Annotated in this window: 15 protein-coding genes; 8 read left to right on the top strand and 7 right to left on the bottom strand. The window is 67.9% G+C overall.

What is annotated here, in order from left to right:
* Window positions 1-40: 40 nt before the first annotated feature.
* The 5 genes from D187_RS28450 to D187_RS28430 all read right to left on the bottom strand — a co-directional run bounded on the left by D187_RS28450 (window position 41) and on the right by D187_RS28430 (window position 6,650).
* Window positions 41-1,447, bottom strand: coding sequence for an amidase (locus tag D187_RS28450; RefSeq protein ID WP_002625512.1), 1,407 nt, complete (start codon window positions 1,445-1,447; stop codon window positions 41-43).
* Window positions 1,448-1,469: 22 nt separating this feature from the next.
* Window positions 1,470-2,615, bottom strand: a complete 1,146-nt coding sequence (locus D187_RS28445) for an aminotransferase class V-fold PLP-dependent enzyme (RefSeq protein WP_002625511.1) — start codon at window positions 2,613-2,615, stop codon at window positions 1,470-1,472.
* A 26-nt stretch (window positions 2,616-2,641) separates the two neighbouring features.
* Window positions 2,642-3,733, bottom strand: a complete 1,092-nt coding sequence (locus D187_RS28440) for a catalase family protein (RefSeq protein ID WP_245591851.1) — start codon at window positions 3,731-3,733, stop codon at window positions 2,642-2,644.
* 91 nt (window positions 3,734-3,824) lie between these two features.
* Window positions 3,825-5,882, bottom strand: coding sequence for a dipeptidyl-peptidase 5 (locus D187_RS28435; protein WP_002625509.1), 2,058 nt, complete (start codon window positions 5,880-5,882; stop codon window positions 3,825-3,827).
* 105 nt (window positions 5,883-5,987) lie between these two features.
* Entirely contained in the window at window positions 5,988-6,650 is a 663-nt protein-coding gene (locus D187_RS28430; RefSeq protein ID WP_002625508.1) for an SET domain-containing protein, read from the bottom strand.
* Between the two features lie 80 nt (window positions 6,651-6,730).
* Here D187_RS28430 and D187_RS28425 point away from each other — a divergent pair, with 80 nt between their 5' ends.
* From D187_RS28425 to D187_RS28395, 7 genes are all read left to right on the top strand, one after another.
* The gene (locus D187_RS28425; protein WP_043431740.1) at window positions 6,731-7,099 is read left to right on the top strand and encodes a DUF423 domain-containing protein; all 369 of its coding nucleotides are present in this window, start codon (window positions 6,731-6,733) and stop codon (window positions 7,097-7,099) included.
* Window positions 7,100-7,244: 145 nt separating this feature from the next.
* Window positions 7,245-7,709 (top strand): DUF2267 domain-containing protein, encoded by a 465-nt coding sequence (locus D187_RS50490; RefSeq protein WP_002625506.1) that lies wholly within the window; start codon window positions 7,245-7,247, stop codon window positions 7,707-7,709.
* 38 nt (window positions 7,710-7,747) lie between these two features.
* Window positions 7,748-8,179 (top strand): CBS domain-containing protein, encoded by a 432-nt coding sequence (locus D187_RS28415; protein WP_002625505.1) that lies wholly within the window; start codon window positions 7,748-7,750, stop codon window positions 8,177-8,179.
* A 131-nt stretch (window positions 8,180-8,310) separates the two neighbouring features.
* Window positions 8,311-8,703, top strand: coding sequence for a helix-turn-helix transcriptional regulator (locus D187_RS28410; protein ID WP_002625504.1), 393 nt, complete (start codon window positions 8,311-8,313; stop codon window positions 8,701-8,703).
* Between the two features lie 242 nt (window positions 8,704-8,945).
* The gene (locus D187_RS28405) at window positions 8,946-10,685 is read left to right on the top strand and encodes a response regulator (RefSeq protein ID WP_162159697.1); all 1,740 of its coding nucleotides are present in this window, start codon (window positions 8,946-8,948) and stop codon (window positions 10,683-10,685) included.
* A gap of 91 nt (window positions 10,686-10,776) precedes the next feature.
* Window positions 10,777-17,232, top strand: coding sequence for a HAMP domain-containing protein (locus D187_RS28400; protein ID WP_002625502.1), 6,456 nt, complete (start codon window positions 10,777-10,779; stop codon window positions 17,230-17,232).
* Between the two features lie 5 nt (window positions 17,233-17,237).
* Window positions 17,238-18,092 (top strand): CheR family methyltransferase, encoded by an 855-nt coding sequence (locus D187_RS28395; RefSeq protein WP_002625501.1) that lies wholly within the window; start codon window positions 17,238-17,240, stop codon window positions 18,090-18,092.
* A gap of 7 nt (window positions 18,093-18,099) precedes the next feature.
* Here D187_RS28395 and D187_RS28390 read toward each other — a convergent pair whose 3' ends face one another.
* Together D187_RS28390 and D187_RS28385 are read right to left on the bottom strand one after the other, a co-directional pair.
* The gene (locus tag D187_RS28390; protein ID WP_043431739.1) at window positions 18,100-18,408 is read right to left on the bottom strand and encodes a hypothetical protein; all 309 of its coding nucleotides are present in this window, start codon (window positions 18,406-18,408) and stop codon (window positions 18,100-18,102) included.
* A gap of 49 nt (window positions 18,409-18,457) precedes the next feature.
* Window positions 18,458-18,895, bottom strand: a complete 438-nt coding sequence (locus D187_RS28385) for a hypothetical protein (RefSeq protein ID WP_002625499.1) — start codon at window positions 18,893-18,895, stop codon at window positions 18,458-18,460.
* A gap of 206 nt (window positions 18,896-19,101) precedes the next feature.
* Here D187_RS28385 and D187_RS28380 point away from each other — a divergent pair, with 206 nt between their 5' ends.
* Window positions 19,102-19,569, top strand: coding sequence for a MarR family winged helix-turn-helix transcriptional regulator (locus D187_RS28380; protein ID WP_043431738.1), 468 nt, complete (start codon window positions 19,102-19,104; stop codon window positions 19,567-19,569).
* Window positions 19,570-19,605: the final 36 nt, after the last annotated feature.

Genomic DNA, 19,605 nt, shown 5'->3' with positions numbered 1-19,605 from the left:
CTCCCGTTCCTGGGGGAACGTGTCGCGGTCGTGAGGCCAGTCAGAAGAGCGCGGGAATCGAATAGGGCGCCCAACGCTCCTTCCACGGGCGTGCCTGCTCGAGCTGGTACGCGAGGCCGAGCAGCAACGCATCGGCACCGGGCGCCGCGGCGAAGTGTGTGCCGATGGGAGGACCGTCCCCCGGAAAGTGAAGGGGCACGGACATCCCGGGGCAACCCGCGATGTTCTGGATGGGCGTGTAACCCAGGGCTCGTCCCGTGCGGCGCAGCAGTTCCTCACGCCCGTGAATCGGAGAGAGGTGCCCGATGCGCCACGGCTCGGTGGCGATCGTCGGCGTGAGCACCACGTCGTACCCTCGAGTCGCCTCGCCGTAGGCGCGCACCGCTCGCGCGAAGGCGGCACGCGCTCGTGGCAGCGCGTCCGGACCGCGCGCGAGGAAGGTCTCGACCAGCCCCCAGGTGAACGGCTCGAGCTCGTCGTGTTGCACGGGCTCGTCACGCGTCTGATCAATCCTCTCGACGACGTCCGCGACGGCCGCGCCCGAAACGAGGAAGAACGCGTCGCCCAGCTCGGGACCCTCGAAGAGGGGCGGAGTGATCGGCTCGACCTCGTGGCCGAGCTCGGAGAGCAGTGCCACCGCCTCATCGTAGGCGCGGCGCACCCTGGGCTCCGGCTCCTCGCCCATCGCCGTACGCGTCCAGGCCGCGATGCGCAGCCTGCGAGCAATTGGATCGCGCACGAAGCCGACGGGCGCAGCACTCGAGCGATCCTCGGTGAGCGAAAGGAGCAGCGCGCTGTCACGCACCGAGCGGCTGATGCAGTGATCGCTCGTCATGTCGCCGAAGTCCGAGCTGACGAAGCTCGCGGGCACCGTGCGCCCACGGCTCGGCTTGAAGCCGAAGAGACCGCATGCCGACGCGGGGATGCGAAGCGAACCGCCCCCGTCATTGGCGTGCGCGAGCGGAACGAGCCCCGCGGCGACGGCGACCGCGCTGCCACCGGACGAGCCCGTGGCCGAGCAGGCGAGCTCCCACGGATTGTGCGTCACGCCCTCGAGCAACGTCTCGGTGCTGGCGAGCAATCCGAACTCCGATGCCGCGCTCTTGCCGGCACACACGAGCCCCGACTCCTCGAGCCGTTTGCCATAGGGCGTCTGCCGCTGGGCGACATTGGCCGCGAACAACCGCGAGCCCATCGACCATCGCAGACCGGGCCAGGGCGTGGAGTCCTTCACCAGGAAGGGCACTCCGGAAAATGGCCCCGGACCCGCCGGGAGGGGGCGCTCGCGGGCGACCGTGACGACCGGACGCAACAGCGGGTTCAACGCGTCGATGCGAGCCAGGCACGCGTCGAACAACTCGGCCGCCGAGACCTCGCCCCGAGCACACAGCTCCGCCTGAGCCATGCCGTCGAGGCGAGCGAGCGACGCCAGTTCGTTCGTGTTCACCAGGACCTCCTCGTCTGGACGCTCACCGTCCGGAGAAGTCACGCACCAGCGCCACGACGCGGTCCACCTCGGCGGGCTGGATGTAGAAGTGGGGCGAGAGGCGGATGCGGCCCCGGCGCAGGGAGAAGCTCACGAGGTGCTCGGTGAGGTGCGCGGCGAGCGCCGTCACATCCCCCCGAGGCGGCAGGAAGGTGAGGATTCCCGCGCGGTGCTCGGGGGTGGGGCCGGTGGAGCACCCCAGGGCACGCAGCTCCGCGTCCGCGTGGACGAGCAGCTCGCGGATGCGCGCCGCGACGGCGTCCATCCCCACCTCCAGCAGCAGGCCCAGGGCGGCGTGGAGCGCGTAGATGCCCGCGTAGTTGTGGCTGCCCTCCTCGAACTTCCTGGCATCCGGGCGCAGCTCGAAGTGGGACCGGTTGAAGTTCCAGAGGTCGGTGGTGGAGCGCCAGCCGACGAGCACGGGCCGCACGCGCGGCAACACGTTCCGGTCCACGTAGAAGAAGCCGATGCCCGCCACGCCGATCATCCACTTGTGGCTGTCAGCGCTGAGGAAGTGGATGCGGCACTTCTTCACGTCCACGGGGATGCAACCCACGCTCTGGATGCCATCCACGCAGAAGAGGACGCCCGCGCGCTCGCACAACGCTCCAATGGCCTCCAGGTCCGTGCGGTGGCCCGAGGCGAACTGCACGGAGCTCACGGCGACGAGCCGGGTGCGGGGGGTCAGCGCGGCGGCCACGGCCTCGGGGGTCACCCCGCCCTCGCGCGCTTCGATCTCCCGCACGCTCACGCCGCGGTCGCGCAGGTGCAGCCAGGGATAGACGTTGGAGGGGTACTCGATGGACGCGGCGACGGCGACCTCGTCCCCGGGGCGCCAGTCGAGCCCCTCGGCGACGAGGCCGAGTCCATGGCCCGTGTTGCGCACGAAGGCGATCTCCTCGGGCTCGGCGCCGATGATGCGGGCGGCGAGCGCCCGGGTGGCCTCGGTGCGCGCCTCCCAACCCCGCTCGTAGCGCACGCCGTGCAGCAGCAGATCCTCCGACCACTCCCGGATGGCGGTGGCGGCCCGCTGGCTCGTGGGCGAGACGCCCGCGTGGTTGAAGGCGAGCTGCTCGCGCACGATGGGGAACTCGGAGCGGTAGGCGTCGAAATCAGGGGACGGAGCCATGGCCCGTCACCCTACCCCGCCCCGGCTCAGGCCGGAATGTCCGAGATGTCTCGGGGCTCCACGCGCGGGCGCACGTTCATCTCGTGCCGGAAGCGGGAGGAGGCCTCATAGGCCGTGCGCCGCACGCGCATGATGGAGCCCAGGGGGCGATGCGCCTCGATGCAATGCCAGGGGTTGAAGGACAGCACGTCATCGGCGTAGACGCGGCGCGCGGGGCTGTAGGCGTCCTGACGGGGCAGGGAGATCCTCGCGATGGGCTGGTGGGGCGACAGGCTCTCGGGCCACTCGACCGAGGCGTCCTCCACCGGCATGCGCTCCAGGTCCGTGCACAGCTGGGCCCTCAATTCGTACTCCGCCGGGTGCGCGTCGAAGAAGGCGGTGACGAGGTCGCGCACGCCCGAGGACGGCTCATCGATGTCGAGTTCCCTGCCCGTGAGCCGCCGGAGCTCCGGGGACAAGGGGGCGGCGCTGAGCTTCGCGAGGTAGTCCCCGAAGCGCAGCGCGGCCATGCTGTGGAACGTCTCCCCCAGCGGATGGGTGTTGCGCACCGCCAGAACCTTCACCGTCTCGTTGTGGACGCCGGCCAGCCCCAGCACCTTGTGGGCACCTCGCGCGAGCGTGGAGGTGAGCTGCTTGGAGAACTCGGAAGTGGAGCCACGGCTCTCGGCGAACTGCTGGGCCTTCCAATAGGCGGAGACATCCCCGAACGGGATGACCGGATGATTGACCAGCAGCCAGTCCTGGGTCTTCTCGTCCCGGTGCTCCGGCAGGACCTTGTTCCCCTCCACCCCCAGCATCTTGATGGCCATGCCCCGCAGGGTCGCGATGCGATCGCTCTGCAGCTCTCCCGGCGCCGAGGAGAAGCGCACCACGATGGGGTAGCTGCGCGGCTCGGCGAAGACCCCCTGGCGCAGGTGCTCCGGCAGACCGTCGAGCACGGTCAACGTGCCCACGAGCACCCCATGGCTCTTGGCGTGCGCGTCGCGCAGGGCATGACGGTGGTGCTCGAAGTGAGCGCGGTTCACCCGTCCCATCGACGTGACGATCTTCTGGATCAGCGCGTCCTCGTCCGCCTGGCGGACCTCCACGGAATCGGTGTAGCGAATGTAGTGCGTCATCTCGGGCATCCTTCCACTCCTCGGGCCAGATGGAAGAGTGGAGGAACCCGCGGCGGAACTCTGTCGCGGTGGCGACAGAGCCCCGAGAAAGCTACTTCGCGGCCTTCGCCTTGGGCGCCGGGTTCTTCGTCCACTGGTCCAACCAGCTCAGCACCTCCTCGTGCCACTGCAGGCTGTTGGCGGGCTTGACCACCCAGTGGTTCTCATCCGGGAAGTAGAGCAGCTTGGAGGGGATGCCCCGGCGCTGCAGCACGGTGAAGGTGGACAGGCCCTGCGTGTCCACCACGCGGAAGTCCTGCCCACCGTGGATGACCAGCATGGGCGTCTTCCACTTCGCCACGTGATCGATCGGGTTGTGCTTGGTGAAGCCCTCGGGCTTCTCCCACGGCGTGCCCCCGTGCTCCCACTCGGGGAACCACAGCTCCTCGGTGTTGAAGTACGCCATCTTCTCGTCGAGGTTGCCGTCATGATTCACCAGGCAGCGGAAGCGCTCGGGCTCCTGGCTCTCGAGCCAGTTGATCATGAAGCCGCCATAGCTGGCGCCCAGCGCGCACACCCGGCCGGCGTCCATGAAGGGGTAGCGGGCGAGCGCGGCCTCCAGCCCCTTGCGAAGATCCTCCAGGGGCTTGCCACCCCAGTCCCCGCTGATGGAGTCGGTGAAGGCCTGGCCGTAGCCCGTGGAGCCGTGGAAGTCGACCATCACCGCCACGTAGCCCCGGCCCGCGTACGCCTGCGGGTTCCACCGGTAGTGGAAGTGGTTGCCGAAGCTGCCCTGGGGACCGCCGTGGATGAGGAAGGCCACCGGGTACTTCTTCTTCGGCTCGAAGTCGACCGGCTTCACCACGAAGGCGTGCACCTTCTCGCCATTCCAACCCGGGAAGGAGAACTGCTCGAAGTCGCCGAAGCGGATGCGTGCCAGGGCGTCCGCGTTGACGCGCGTGAGCTGGCGCGGCTCGCTCCCATCCGCGCGCATCACGTACAGGTCCGCGGGTGACTTGAGATCATCGCGAAGGAAGACGACGCGGCCATCCGGCAGGGCGCGGGGATCCGAGCAGCTTCCCTGCCCCATGAGCGTGCGCACCTGACCGCTCGCCACATCCAGGGAGAAGACGGGCTGCTGCCCCGTGTCCGCCGCGGTGGCGAGCAACGACTTGCCGTCCGCGCTCCAGGTGAGCGCGCCCGCCGAGCGATCCCACGACTCGGCGAGGACGCGCTCCGGGCCCTCCGGCCACGCGCGCAGCACCACGCGCAGCCGGTCCGCCTCGAAGCCGGGGCGTGACATGGCGAGGTAGGCGAGCGTCTTGCCATCCGGGCTGAACACGGGCTGGGTGTCCGTGGCGCGGTTCTTCTCGGTGAGCTTGCGCGGCTTGCCGGGACGCTCCACGGAGGCGAGGAAGAGATCCAGGTCCGTGCTCCACGCCTCCGTGCGGCCCACGTCGCGCGCGGTGAAGACGAGCCCCTTGCCATCCGGAGTGAAGGTGAACTCCTCCGGGCCGCCGAAGGGCTTGCTGGGACCGTCCGCGTCCATGCCCGCCATCACGTCACGCGGGGCGGCGGAGCCATCCACCGGCAGCACGAAGAGGTGCGAGCGCCGGCCATCCGCCCAGGTGTCCCAGTGCCGGACGAAGAGCTGCTCATGGACGCGGCCCGTGCTCTTCTTCTGCGCCTGCTCCTTCTGGCGCTGGGGGGTGCACTCCAGCGTGGGGCAGTCGGGGTAGACCTCCAGGGCCACGGCGAGCATCCGGCCATCGCGCGACAGGCGGAAGGCGCTCACGTCCAGGGGCAGCTTCGTGACGGCGCGCGACTCCCCCCCGTCCAGGGGCAGGAGGAACACCTGGCTCGAGCCGCCCCGCGAGGAGAGGAAGAAGAGGCTCTGACCATCGGGGCTCCAGGTGGGCTGCCCCTCGCTCTCCGGAGTGAAGGTGAGCTGACGCGGGGAAGTCCCGTCCGTGTTGACGAGCCACAGATCGGTGCGGCCGCGGTTGGCCTCCAGGTCCGTGGTGCGCAGCACGAAGGCGATGCGCTTGCCATCCGGAGACACGCTCGGATCCTGGATCCGGCGCATCATCACCTGATCCTGGGCGGTGTACGGCTGAGGGGCGGTGGGCGCGGCGGTCAGGGCGAGCGCCGCGAAGAGGGAGAGGGTCAAAGAGGGTCCTCCGTACGGGTCAACCCGTCACGCCCCGGGAGCAGGCCGGGGCGCGCGGCGACGGGACGGTGCCCGGTTCGACTCCCGGTGTCCACCCTCTCGCGCTTACCCGCGGGCCGCGCGCGTGCGGCCCTTGTCCCCCCGTCCGGACCGGGCCTTGGACGCGCGCTTGCCCCCCACCTTCGAGGGCGCCTTCTTCGACGACTTCTTCTTCGAGGAAGAAGTCTTCTTCGAGGACTTCTTCGCGGATGCCTTCTTCTTGGGCTCCTCCTTCTTCAGGGGAGCGAGGATGGTGCCCCGGCAATTGGGAGCGCCACAGCGGCAGACGTAGAGCGCCTCCTCCTCGGGGCCCATGTCCTCGGTGCGCTCGTAGCCGTAGTCGTAGCTGAGCTCATCGCCCACGGCGATGTCGCGCAGGGCGTAGATGTAGATGCGCTCGTCCTCCAGGAAGGCCTGACAGTTGGGAGCGCACGAGTGGTTGATGAACCGGGCGTCGTTGCCCCCCCGCGCCGCGTCGATGACCGTGTCGTCGTCCACGCTGAAGAGGAAGGTGTGGTGGCGCGCCATGGCACTGTCGTCGTAGCGCTCGTCCGCCTCGTCCTGGGTGATGCGCTCGCCGAGGTACTCGATGATGCGATCGCCCTTCTTGATGGGGCGCGTGGCGAAGGCGCCCTGACCCTGGATGGACGAGGGCCGCAGCTCGAAGGGCTGGAGCGCGGGAGGAGAGGACTTACGGGAAGTGGGCTTCTTGGAGGAGGGAGCTGGCATCGGGAGAAAGTAGAGACGCGCTGGACTGGGCGCGGTAGGGTGCCTCGGTCGGACTTCTGAGGAAAGAAAGGCGCTCGACGATGCGTCTGTGGCTCATTCTCGGCGCGGCAAGCGCGTTCCTGTCTGTGGCGGCTGGAGCTTTCGGTGCACATGCCCTGCGCACGAGGCTCCCTCCGGACATGCAAACCATCTTCGAAACAGGCGCGCGTTACCACATGTATCACTCGCTGGGGCTCATCGCGGTCGGTCTGCTCGCGCACCTGCGGCCCAGCCCCCTGCTCAACGGCGCGGGATGGGCCCTGGTGGTGGGCATCGTGCTCTTCTCCGGCAGCCTGTACGCCCTGGCGCTCTCCGGCGTGCGCGTCCTGGGCGCCATCACTCCCCTGGGAGGCGTGGGCTTCCTCGTGGGCTGGGTGCTGTTCGCCCTCGCCGCCTGGCGGCAGGGCTGAGTCCGCCCCTCCTCCTATTTCCGGGGACCCGCACCGCAAGTCGGCCTGGTCCCCTCGCTCCGCTCCCCTGCCTGCTTTCCAGAGAGGTGCCAGGCAGGTGCATCCGCCCCGGGTGATCACCACCGTACAGATGGGAGGACGCACCATGGCGGACGAGCCCGAGCGGATGGAGGACGAGCTACGGCTGTTGCGCGAGCGGAGGCACCGGGCCCGGTGCACCCGCAGCTACTCGCTCTTCCTGGAGAAGCTCGGCGAGCGAAGCAGTCTGCCCAGGGAGCAGGCCCGGCGGGCACTCGTGTCGGTGTTGTGCGCGCTGGAACGACCCCTGCGTCACGTCACGGCGGATGATCCGCGGGCGTGGCTGCCCCTGAAGCTCCAGGAAGCCTTCCAAGGCTGTCCTCTCCAAGGAGACGACGTCCCCGGCCCCTCGGGGATGGAGGCGTTGCTCCAACGCGTGGAGGCGGACATCGGCGCGGACCGGGCCCGGGCGGAGAGTGTGACCCGGGCGGTCCTCGCCACCCTCCGCGCCTGTATCACCGAGGGTGAAGCCCAACAGGTGAGCGACGCACTGCCCGCGGACATGCGGGCACTCTGGGCGCGAGCCTGTTGACCTCCCCCCGCACAACCCCTGCGAAGGAGCCGTCGATCATGAAGACCCTCAAGGACGTGATGACGCGCGAAGAAGAAGTGCTCGAGCCCCGCGCCACCCTGCGCCAGGCCGCGGAGATGATGCGCCGGCTCGACGCCGACAGCCTCCCGGTCTGCGAGAACGGCAAGCTGGTGGGGCTGGTGACGGACCGGGATCTCGTGGTGCGCGGCGTCGCCATGGGACACGACGTGGATGCCTCCCGGGTGTCCTCCGTGATGAGCGAGGACGTCGAGGGACTCTCCCCCGACATCCCCGTGGAGGAGGCCATGCGGAGGATGGAGGACTCGGCCCTGGACAGACTGTGGGTCGTGGACGAGGAGCGCCACCTGCTCGGCCACGCGTCCCGGAGCGTGCTCTTCCCCGACGTGCCCCATGCCCCCACGCCGCGCGAGCTGGAGGAGTTCTTCGGCTCCGGGGCCTCGTGGCACTGAGCCCCCCGCGGCGGGAGCATGAGTCAGGTTTTCTTCCAGTGACTCCTCCCATCAGGTAGGGTCCCGCCACCCGAAGGGGAGGGCCCCGTCCAGGGATTCGGGTGCCCTTGTCCCACGTGGGAGCGCACCCCATGGACGAAACGCCACAGCCCGGTCTCGGCACCCGCCTGAGGATGGCCCGGACCCGATTGGATCTCACCCAGGAGCAGGTGGCCCACGCCGTGGGCTTCGTCCCCACCGTCTACGGGCGTATCGAGCGGGGGGACATGCTGCCGAGCGTCCCCAAGCTCCGCGAGTTGTGCGTCGTCCTGGGCGTCTCCGCCGACATGCTCCTCGCCCTTCCTCCTCCGCCTTCCGGTCCGGACGAGCAGGGGCAGGCCGAGGAAGAGCTCGAAACGCAGCCCGCCCTCCGTCGGCTCGCCATGCTCGTGCGCGCCCTTCCCCCACCCCGCTTCCGGCTGTTCCGGGTGGCGCTCCAGACGCTCCTCGAGCCTTCCGAGGCGGAAGAGCCCGGCGAGTCCTGAGAGTCCGGTGTATCCGGGGCCACGGACAAGCCCTCACCTTCCGTGACGCGGTGCTCGACTTGCCATCCGGGCAGGCTCGTCTGGACGTCTGGTCGTCATTCAGACGACAGAAAGAAGAACGACTGGCCTGGGTCTACGTCCCGATAAACGGTAAAAAAGCGACCGTGTCCGACCTGCCGGTTAGCCCGCCCTCCGTCGCCCCCTCGCCGTCTTCCACGCTCTCCCGAGTCGATGTGCTGGCCGTGGATGACACGCCCGCGAACCTTCGTGCGCTGGAGGTGCTGATGACGGATCTCGGCGCCAACGTCGTCACCGCCGCGTCGGGCGACGAGGCGCTGCGCCTGCTGCTCGAGCGGGAGTTCGCCCTCATCCTGCTGGACGTGCAGATGCCCGGAATGGATGGATACGACACCGCGTCACTCATTCGCATGCGCGAGCGGACGCGGCACATCCCCATCATCTACATCACCGCGTTCAACCGCAGTGAGGTGAACGTCTCGCGCGGCTACGAGCTGGGCGCGGTGGACTACCTCTTCAAGCCCATCGTTCCGGAGATCCTCCGCACCAAGGTGGGCGTGTTCCTGGAGCTGCACCGCAAGAAGGAGGAGGTGCGCCGGCAGGAGGCGCTGCTCAGGCAGGCGGAGAGCCGTGCCCACGCCCAGCAGCTCGCCGAGGCGCGGGCCCACTACGAGCGCTCCCTGTTGCAGCAGGAGGTCGAGCGCGAGCGCAAGGTGTCCGAGGCGCGCGAGCAACGCGCTCAGGAGCTCGCGAAGTTGGTGCAGGAGAAGGAACAGGCCCAGGCGGAGCTGTCCGCGGTGGCGCGCGAGCGCGAGCAGCTCATCCTCGCGCTGCGCGAGGCGGACCGCCGCAAGGACGAGTTCCTCGCCATGCTGGCCCACGAGCTGCGCAACCCCCTGGCTCCCGTCCGCCACGCGCTCGAGGTCTTCCAACTGCGTGCTCCGCAGGATGAGATCCTCCAGCGGGCCTTCGCCAGCGCGGATCGCCAGGTGAGTCACATGACGCGGCTGGTGGATGATCTGCTGGACGTCAGCCGCATCACCCGGGGCAAGGTGGAGATCCGGCCCCGCCTGGTCACCTTCAAGGAGATCGTGGATGGCGCCATCCAGGCGTGCGATCCCTTCATCCAGCAGCGCCACCACTCGCTGAGCGTGAGCCTGCCCGAGGAGCCGCTGATCCTGAACGTGGATCCCACCCGCATGACCCAGGTGGTGGCCAACCTGCTGCACAACGCGGCCAAGTACACGCCCTCCGGCGGACGCATCGAGCTGACGGCACGGCGCGACAACGGAGAGCTCGTCCTCTCCGTGCGTGACAACGGCGTCGGCCTCCGGCCGGACATGCTCCAGCGCGTCTTCGATCTCTTCGTGCAGGTGGATCCGGGCAGCGACCGGGCCCAGGGAGGACTGGGACTCGGCCTCACCCTGGTGCGCAGCCTCGTGGAGATGCATGGCGGACGCGTGAGCGCCCACAGCCAGGGCCTCTCCCAGGGCAGCGAGTTCGTCGTGCGCCTGCCGCTGCCCGCCGAGGCCACCGCGCCCCTGGCGATTCCCAACATGTTGAAGTCCGCCGCCTCGCTCGGCCCGTCCCTGAGGCCGCTGAACATCCTCCTCGTGGAGGACAACCCGGACATCCGCGAGACGCTGCGCGATCTGCTCGAGCTGCACGGCCACCACGTGGCGGAGGCCAGCGACGGGCGCGCCGCGGTGGAGCTGGTCCTCTCCCAGCGTCCCCAGGTGGCGCTGGTGGACATCGGCCTGCCCGAGCTGGACGGCTATCAGGTGGCGGAGCTGGTGCGCGCTTCCGCCGGTGGCGCCGACACCCGGCTCGTCGCCCTCACCGGCTACGGCCACCCGGAAGATCGCAAGCGCGCACTCGCCGCCGGCTTCGACGCGCATCTCGTCAAACCCGTGTCCTCCGAGGACTTGTCCCAGGTGTTGAAGCGGCTGTGCAACGCCGCCTGAGCCCACTCCCATGCCTCGTCCTACCTCCCGCGGCGGTCCGCCCCCCGACCCGTCCGCCCCCCGACCCGCAGCACAGGAGATGTCTCCCACCATGGCCACGTCGTCCGACAAGGCGCAGACCGACACCTCGATCGACGCCAAGCTCCTGCTCAAGACGCTTCAGTCCATCCGCAAGGGGGACTTCCAGGCCCGTATGCCCGAGGATCGCACCGGGACCACGGGGAAGATCTACGACACGCTCAACGAGGTCATCAGCCTCAACGAGGCGCTGACGAACGAGGTCGCGCGCATCAGCCTGGTGGTGGGCCGCGAGGGCCGCATCGCCCAGCGAGCCTCGCTCCCCAACGCCGTGGGTGGCTGGCAATCGTGCCTGGAGGCGATCAACTCCCTCATCACCGACCTGGCCCTGCCCACCACCGAGGTGGCGCGCGTCATCGGCGCCGTGGCCAAGGGCGACCTGACCCAGACCATGGCGCTGGACTTCGAGGATCGTCCCCTCCGCGGCGAGTTCCTGCGCACCGCCCAGGTCATCAACAGCACCGTGACCCAGCTCTCCTCGTTCGCCTCGGAAGTGACGCGCGTGGCGCGCGAGGTGGGTACGGAAGGCAAGCTCGGCGGCCAGGCCGTACTGCGCGGCGTGTCCGGCACCTGGAAGGAGCTCACCGACAGCGTGAACCTGATGGCGAGCAACCTCACCGCCCAGGTGCGCAACATCGCCGAGGTGACCACCGCCGTCGCCAACGGCAACCTGTCCAAGAAGATCACCGTGGACGTGCGCGGTGAGATGGCCGAGCTCAAGCAGACCATCAACACGATGGTGGACAACCTCAACACCTTCTCGGGCGAGGTGACGCGCGTTGCCCGCGAAGTGGGTACCGAGGGCAAGCTCGGCGGTCAGGCCCAGGTGAAGGGCGTGAGCGGTACGTGGAAGGACCTCACGGACAACGTGAACTCCATGGCCAGCGGCCTCACCGCCCAGGTGCGTGACATCGCCAAGGTGGCCACCGCGGTGGCCAACGGCGACCTCGGCCAGAAGGTCACCGTGGACGTGAAGGGCGAAATCCTCGAGCTCAAGAACACCATCAACAAGATGGTGGACAACCTCAACACCTTCTCCATCGAGGTGACGCGCGTGGCGCGTGAGGTGGGCACGGAGGGCAAGCTCGGCGGTCAGGCCCAGGTGAAGGACGTCGCGGGCACCTGGAAGGATCTCACGGACAACGTGAACCAGATGGCCGGCAACCTCACCGCCCAGGTGCGTGACATCGCGGATGTCACCACGGCGGTGGCCCGGGGCGACCTGAGCAAGAAGGTCACCGTGGACGTGAAGGGCGAGATCCTCGCCCTGAAGAACACCATCAACACGATGGTGGATCAGCTCTCCTCGTTCGCCTCGGAAGTGACCCGCGTCGCCAAGGAAGTGGGCACCGAGGGCAAGCTCGGCGGTCAGGCCCGCGTGGAAGGCGTGGCCGGCACGTGGAAGGACCTCACGGACAACGTGAACTCCATGGCCAGCGGCCTCACCGCCCAGGTGCGCGACATCGCCAAGGTGGCCACCGCGGTGGCCAACGGCGACCTCGGCCAGAAGGTCACCGTGGATGTGCGCGGTGAGATCCTCGAGCTGAAGAACACCATCAACAAGATGGTGGACAACCTCAACACCTTCTCCTTCGAGGTGACACGCGTCGCCCGCGAGGTGGGTACGGAGGGCAAGCTCGGCGGTCAGGCGCAGGTGAAGGACGTCGCGGGCACCTGGAAGGATCTCACGGACAACGTGAACCAGATGGCCGGCAACCTCACCGCCCAGGTGCGCAACATCGCCGAGGTGACCACGGCGGTGGCTCGCGGTGACCTGTCCAAGAAGATCACCGTGGACGTGAAGGGGGAAATCCTCGCCCTCAAGAACACCATCAACACGATGGTGGACCAGCTCTCCTCGTTCGCTTCCGAAGTGACGCGCGTCGCCAAGGAAGTGGGTACGGAAGGCAAGCTGGGTGGACAGGCGCAGGTCGAGGGCGTCGCCGGTACGTGGAAGGACCTCACGGACAACGTGAACTCCATGGCCAGTGGCCTCACCGCCCAGGTGCGTGACATCGCCAAGGTCACCACCGCCGTGGCCAACGGCGACATGTCCAAGAAGATCTCCGTGGACGTGAAGGGGGAGATCCTCGAGCTGAAGAACACCATCAACACGATGGTGGACAACCTCAACACCTTCGCCTCGGAAGTGACGCGCGTGGCGCGCGAGGTGGGCACGGAGGGCAAGCTCGGTGGTCAGGCCCAGGTGAAGGGCGTGAGCGGCACCTGGAAGGATCTCACCGATAACGTGAACTCCATGGCCAGCGGCCTCACCGCCCAGGTGCGCAACATCGCCGAGGTGACCACCGCCGTCGCCAATGGTGACCTGAGCAAGAAGATCACCGTGGACGTGAAGGGGGAGATCCTCGAACTCAAGAACACCATCAACACGATGGTGGACAACCTCAACACCTTCGCATCGGAAGTGACCCGCGTCGCCAAGGAAGTGGGTACCGAGGGCAAGCTGGGCGGCCAGGCCCAGGTGAAGGGCGTGAGCGGCACCTGGAAGGATCTCACCGACAACGTGAACTCCATGGCGAGCAACCTCACCGCCCAGGTGCGCAACATCGCCGAGGTGACCACCGCCGTCGCCAATGGCGACATGTCCAAGAAGATCACCGTGGACGTGAAGGGCGAGATCCTCGAGCTGAAGAACACCATCAACACGATGGTGGATCAGCTCTCCTCGTTCGCTTCCGAAGTGACCCGCGTGGCGCGCGAAGTGGGTACGGAAGGCAAGCTGGGCGGCCAGGCCCAGGTGAAGGGCGTGAGCGGCACGTGGAAGGACCTCACGGACAACGTGAACTCCATGGCGAGCAACCTCACCGCCCAGGTGCGTGACATCGCCAAGGTCACCACCGCCGTCGCCATGGGTGATCTGAGCAAGAAGATCACCGTGGACGTGCAGGGAGAGATCCTCGAGCTGAAGAACACCATCAACACGATGGTGGATCAGCTCTCCTCGTTCGCCTCGGAAGTGACGCGCGTGGCGCGCGAGGTGGGTACGGAAGGCAAGCTCGGCGGTCAGGCGCAGGTGCAGGGCGTTGCCGGCATCTGGAAGGACCTCACCGACAACGTGAACTCCATGGCGAGCAACCTCACCGCCCAGGTGCGAGGCATCGCCACGGTGGTGACGGCGGTCGCCGCGGGTGACCTGAAGCGCAAGCTGGCCCTCGCCGCCAAGGGTGAAATCGCCGCCCTGGCCGACACCATCAACGGGATGATCGACACGCTGGCCACGTTCGCCGACCAGGTGACCACGGTGGCCCGCGAGGTGGGTATCGAAGGAAAGCTGGGCGGTCAGGCCAAGGTGCCCGGCGCGGCCGGCACGTGGCGCGACCTCACGGACAACGTGAACTCCATGGCCGGCTCGCTCACCACCCAGGTGCGCTCGCTCGCCGAGGTGGCCACCGCGGTGGCCAAGGGCGACCTGACCCGCAGCATCTCGGTCGAGGCCCAAGGCGAGATGGCCGCCCTCAAGGACAACATCAACCAGATGATCGCCAATCTGCGTGACACCACGCAGAAGAACACCGAGCAGGACTGGCTCAAGACGAACCTCGCGCGCTTCACCCGCATCCTCCAGGGTCAGCGCGAGTTGGAGACCGTCTCCAAGCTCATCCTCAAGGAACTGGCGCCCCTGGTGCAGGCCCAGCACGGCGTCTTCTTCCTCATGGACGGCTCGGACAAGAGCCAGACGCTCCGGCTGCTGTCCACCTACGCCTACCGGGAGCGCAAGAACCTCGCCAACAACTTCCGCATGGGCGAGGGCCTGGTCGGCCAGTGCGCCGTGGAGAAGGAGCGCATCCTCCTCACGGACGTGCCGGACGACTACATCCGCATCAACAGCGGGCTGGGCGAGTCCAAGCCGCTCAACATCGTGGTGCTGCCGGTCATCTTCGAGGGCCAGGTGAAGGCGGTCATCGAGCTGGCCTCCTTCTACCGCTTCAGCGAGACGCACCTGTCCTTCCTGGACCAGCTCACCGAGTCCATCGGCATCGTGATCAACACCATCGCCGCGGGCATGCGCACCGAGGAGCTGCTCAAGCAGTCGCAGAGCCTCGCCGACGAGCTGCGCAGCGGTCAGCAGGAGCTCACCGAGACCAACCGCCGCCTGGAGCAGCAGGCCAAGAGCCTCCAGGCCTCCGAGGAGCGTCTCAAGCAGCAGCAGGAAGAGCTGCAGCAGACCAACGAGGAGCTCGAGGAGCGCAGCCGCCTCCTGCAGGTGCAGAACATGGAGGTCGAGCGCAAGAACCGCGAGATCGAACAGGCGAAGATGTCCCTGGAGGATCGCGCCCAGCAGCTCGCCCTGTCCTCCAAGTACAAGAACGAGTTCCTGGCCAACATGAGCCACGAGCTGCGCACGCCCCTCAACAGCCTGCTCATCCTCTCCAAGCTCCTGTCGGAGAACGCCGAGGGCAACCTCTCCGGCCGCCAGGTGGAGTTCGCCCAGACGATCCACGGCGCGGGCAGCGATCTGCTCTCGCTCATCAACGACATCCTGGATCTGTCGAAGATCGAATCCGGGACGATGAGCGTGGACGTGGACGAGGTGTCGCTCTCCAGCCTGAAGGACTTCGTGGAGCGCACCTTCCGGCAGATGGCCGTGGACAAGAAGCTCGGCTTCAAGCTGGACTTCGCCCAGGCCCTGCCCGCCAACCTCTACACCGACGGGCGCCGGCTGCAGCAGGTCATCAAGAACCTGCTGGCCAACGCCTTCAAGTTCACCGAGGAGGGCCAGGTCATCCTCGACGTGCGTCCGGCCCGCGGTGGCTGGAGCCTGGAGCACCCCATCCTCAACCAGGGTGGCTCGGTGATCGCCTTCTCCGTCATCGACACCGGCATCGGCATCGCGGAGAACAAGCAGAAGATCATCTTCGAGGCCTTCCAGCAGGCCGATGGCACCACCAGCCGCAAGTACGGCGGCACCGGCCTGGGTCTGTCCATCAGCCGGGAGATCGCCAAGCTGCTGGGCGGTGAAATCAAGGTGGTCAGCTCCCCAGGCAAGGGCAGCACCTTCACGCTCTACATCCCCCAGACCTATGTCGCCCCCTCGCTCAGCTCGACCCGACCCGTGCAGCCGAACGGCAACGGCAACGGCCATGGCAACGGGACGACCACGACCCCGAGCCATGGTGGAGCGAGCCTCGGCGCCCGGATGAGCCCGGAGGCGCGGATGCATGCGCTGCGCGCGGAGGTGGAGAACGCGGTCCAGGAGGAAGATCTGTCACGCGAGGAGGAGGTGGAGGACGACCGGCGCAACATCCAGCCGGGAGACCGCACGCTGCTCATCGTCGAGGATGACATCGTCTTCGCCCGCATCCTGCTCGGCCTGGTGCGCGAGAAGGGCTTCAAGGGACTGGTCGCGCTGCGCGGCGACACGGGCCTCGCCATGGCACGGCAGTACAAGCCGGACGCCATCACCCTGGACATCGGGCTGCCGGTCATCGACGGGTGGAACCTGCTCGACCGGCTCAAGCACGACAGCCGCACCCGCCACATCCCCGTGCACATCATCTCCGCGAGCGAGGAGGAGCGCAGCCGCGGCCTGAAGCTGGGCGCGCTGGCGGTGCTCCAGAAGCCCGTCACCCGCGAGACCCTGGGCGAGGCCCTGGGCCGGGTGAAGGGCTTCATCGAGCGGCCGGTGAAGAACCTGCTGGTGGTGGAGGACGACCTGCGCCAGCGCGAGAGCATCGTCACCCTCATCGGCAACGGAGACGTGAAGACGACCGCCGTGGGCAGCGGCCACGAGGCCCTCCAGTGCATGCAGGAGAAGTACTTCGACTGCGTGGTGCTGGACCTGGGTCTGCCGGACATGACGGGCCTGCAGCTCATCGACGCCATGAAGAGCCAGGGGCACACCCCGCCCATCATCGTCTACACGGGCAAGGAGCTCACCGAGGACGAGGAGACGGTCCTCAAGCGCGTCACCGACGCCATCATCATCAAGAGCGTCAAGTCGCCCGAGCAGCTCCTGGACGAGACGGCGCTCTTCCTGCACCGCGTGGAGGCCAACCTCCCCGAGAGCAAGCGGGCGATGATCAAGCAGTTGCACCAGAGCGATCCGGTGCTCGCGGGCAAGAAGGTGCTCGTGGTGGATGACGACGTGCGCAACATCTTCGCCCTCACCAGCGTGCTGGAGCGGCACAAGATGCAGGTGCTCTACGCGGAGAACGGCCGCAAGGGCATCGAGATCATCCGCAACACGCCGGACCTGCACGTGGTGCTCATGGACGTGATGATGCCGGAGATGGACGGCTACGAGACCATGCGCGCCATCCGCCAGGTCAACACCCTGAAGAACCTGCCCATCATCGCGCTCACGGCCAAGGCCATGAAGGGAGACCGGGAGAAGTGCATCGACGCCGGCGCCAGTGACTACATCACCAAGCCGGTGGAGACCGACCAGCTCATCAGCCTGCTGCGCGTGTGGCTGTTCCGCAACGCCGAGCGCGCCCAGAAGGGGTAGTTGGCATGACGGAAGCCAGGCCACGCGCGGAAGGACAGGTCGAGGAAGCTCTCGAGGACATCGAGCTGGATCTCCTCCTCGAGGGCATCCTGCGACGCTATGGCCTGGACTTCCGGGGCTATGCCCGCATGTCGTTACGGCGGCGGGTGTGGAACATGGTTCATGCCCTGAAGCTGGAGAGCCTCTCCGCGCTTCAGGCCAAGGTGCTGCACGACTCGGCGGCGATGGACATGCTGCTGCAACACCTGTCGGTGAACACCACCACCATGTTCCGCGACCCCACCTTCTTCCGGGCGTTTCGCGAACAGGTGGTGCCCCACCTCTTCTCCGCCCCCTTCGTGCGCATCTGGCACGCGGGGTGTTCCACGGGAGAAGAGGTGTACTCGCTCGCCATCCTGCTGCAGGAGGTGGGGCTGTACGAGCGCAGCCGCATCTACGCCACGGACATGAACGTGGCCGTGGTGGAGCGGGCCAAGTCGGGCATCTTCCCGCTGGAGCACATGCGCGAGTACACGTCCAACTACATGCGCGCCGGCGGCACCGCCGCCTTCAGCGACTACTACACGGCCAACTACGATCACGCGATCTTCAAGGCCTCGCTGCGCAAGAACGTCGTCTTCGCACAGCACAACCTGGTGAGCGACGGCACGTTCAACGAGTTCAACGTGGTGCTCTGCCGCAACGTGCTCATCTACTTCGGCGCGCCCCTGCAGGCACGCGTCCACCGGCTGTTGCACCAGTCCTTGCGCCGCTTCGGGGTGCTGGTGCTGGGGCGCGGCGAGACGCTGCGCCACACGGTGCTGGAGAACGACTACGACGAGGTGGACGCCGAGGAGCGCATCTACCGGCGCCGGGCGTGAGGCCGCCCTACTCCACCGGCGCGGGCAGGCGGTACAGCTCGTAGACGTCGTCGTGGTGGTACAGGCCCATGGCCTCGCGCTGCACGATGAGGTACCAGCGCTGCTTGTCCGCCTCGGCCCGCAGCTCCTTGTGCCGCGCCACCCAGCGCGCCCGCTCGGGGCCCCGCGTGCCGGCCAGGGACTGCTCCACCTGCTTCAACTCCTCCAACAACGACTCCACCCGCGTGGCCACCCGCCGGAGCGCGGACACCTTCTCCTTGCGGATTTCCACCTCGATGGCGAGCGTGCCGCCCACGGAATTAGCGTTCGAGGACATGCGGGCCACTTAACGCCCTCCCCTCCCCTCTCGCAACCGCCAGCCGCCCTCAGTGCGGGGCGTCCGCACCCGGCTCGTCGGGCAGTTGCCGCTCGGCCTGCTCGCGGATGACACGCTGGGTCGCCACCTCTTCCTCCTCGGTCCGCTGACGTCGGCGCACCAGGCCCTGGGCCTCGTCCACGAACCAGAAGAGGACCCGGAAGAAGGCGGCGATGACGGTGAGGAGGATGGACGAGAGGAACCAGTTCAGCACCATTCCCACCCAGCCGCCCACCACCACCCGGATGGGATAGGTGCCCGTGAGCGGCACCAGCACGAAGGCCACGTAGTGCGAGGTGCAATAAGGGCAGGAAACCAGGTAGCCGCAGAACCTCTCCTTGCCCCCCAGCCGCTCACGCAGGGGCGCGAAGATGCGCTCCCGGGTGATGGTCTGGGAGATGCCCATGACCACGGCCGATACCGCGAAGAGCTGGAACAGGTCCGCCATGCCCCCAAGGTGGAGATACCCTCGCCGCGGCGCGTCGGCCCCCGGAACAAGGGGACGCCCACCAGGCGGCCGGGAAAGCCCTCCCCTGACCATCTTGCTCGCACCTGTAGGCCCTGGGACGGACACCGGCCCCGGGGGCGCGGCCGATGCGTTCGGGTGCACACTCGCGGGTTGCCCCGAGGGGGCGCCCACTATAACTCGGCGCGATGAGCCGAACGCGCCCCGTGAGCCTGAGCCTCGATGAGTTCCTCCCGTACCGCCTCTCGGTCGCCGCGAACGTCGTCAGCCAACGGATCGCGCGCGTGTACGCGGAGCAATACGGCCTGAGCACGCAGGAGTGGCGGCTCATCGCGGTGCTCGGGGAGGACGGCGATCGCACGCAGCTCGAGCTCGTCAAACGCACGCGGATGGAGAAGGTCCCCGTGAGCCGCGCCGCGCGTTCCCTCGAGGAACGAGGCATGGTGCGGCGCGCCACGAGCGAGAGCGACGCACGCTCACGCCGCTTGTCGCTGACCGCCGCGGGCCGCCGCATCTACGAGCGCGTGGCCCCCGCGGCGCTCGAGGCCGAGGCCGAGGTGCTCGCCGACCTGAAGCCCGGCGAACGGGCGATGCTGCGCTCGCTGCTCGAGCGTGTCGAGCACAGTGCGAACCGCTCTCTGAAGCGAGAGCCGTGACCTTGTCAAACTGGTTTCATCCGTTACTATCTGGGC

It is taken from the genome of Cystobacter fuscus DSM 2262 (genome assembly GCF_000335475.2).
Taxonomy (GTDB): Bacteria; Myxococcota; Myxococcia; order Myxococcales; family Myxococcaceae; genus Cystobacter; species Cystobacter fuscus.
The sequence above is the reverse complement of the archived record's forward strand: the minus strand, read 5'-3'. Positions and strand labels throughout refer to the sequence as shown.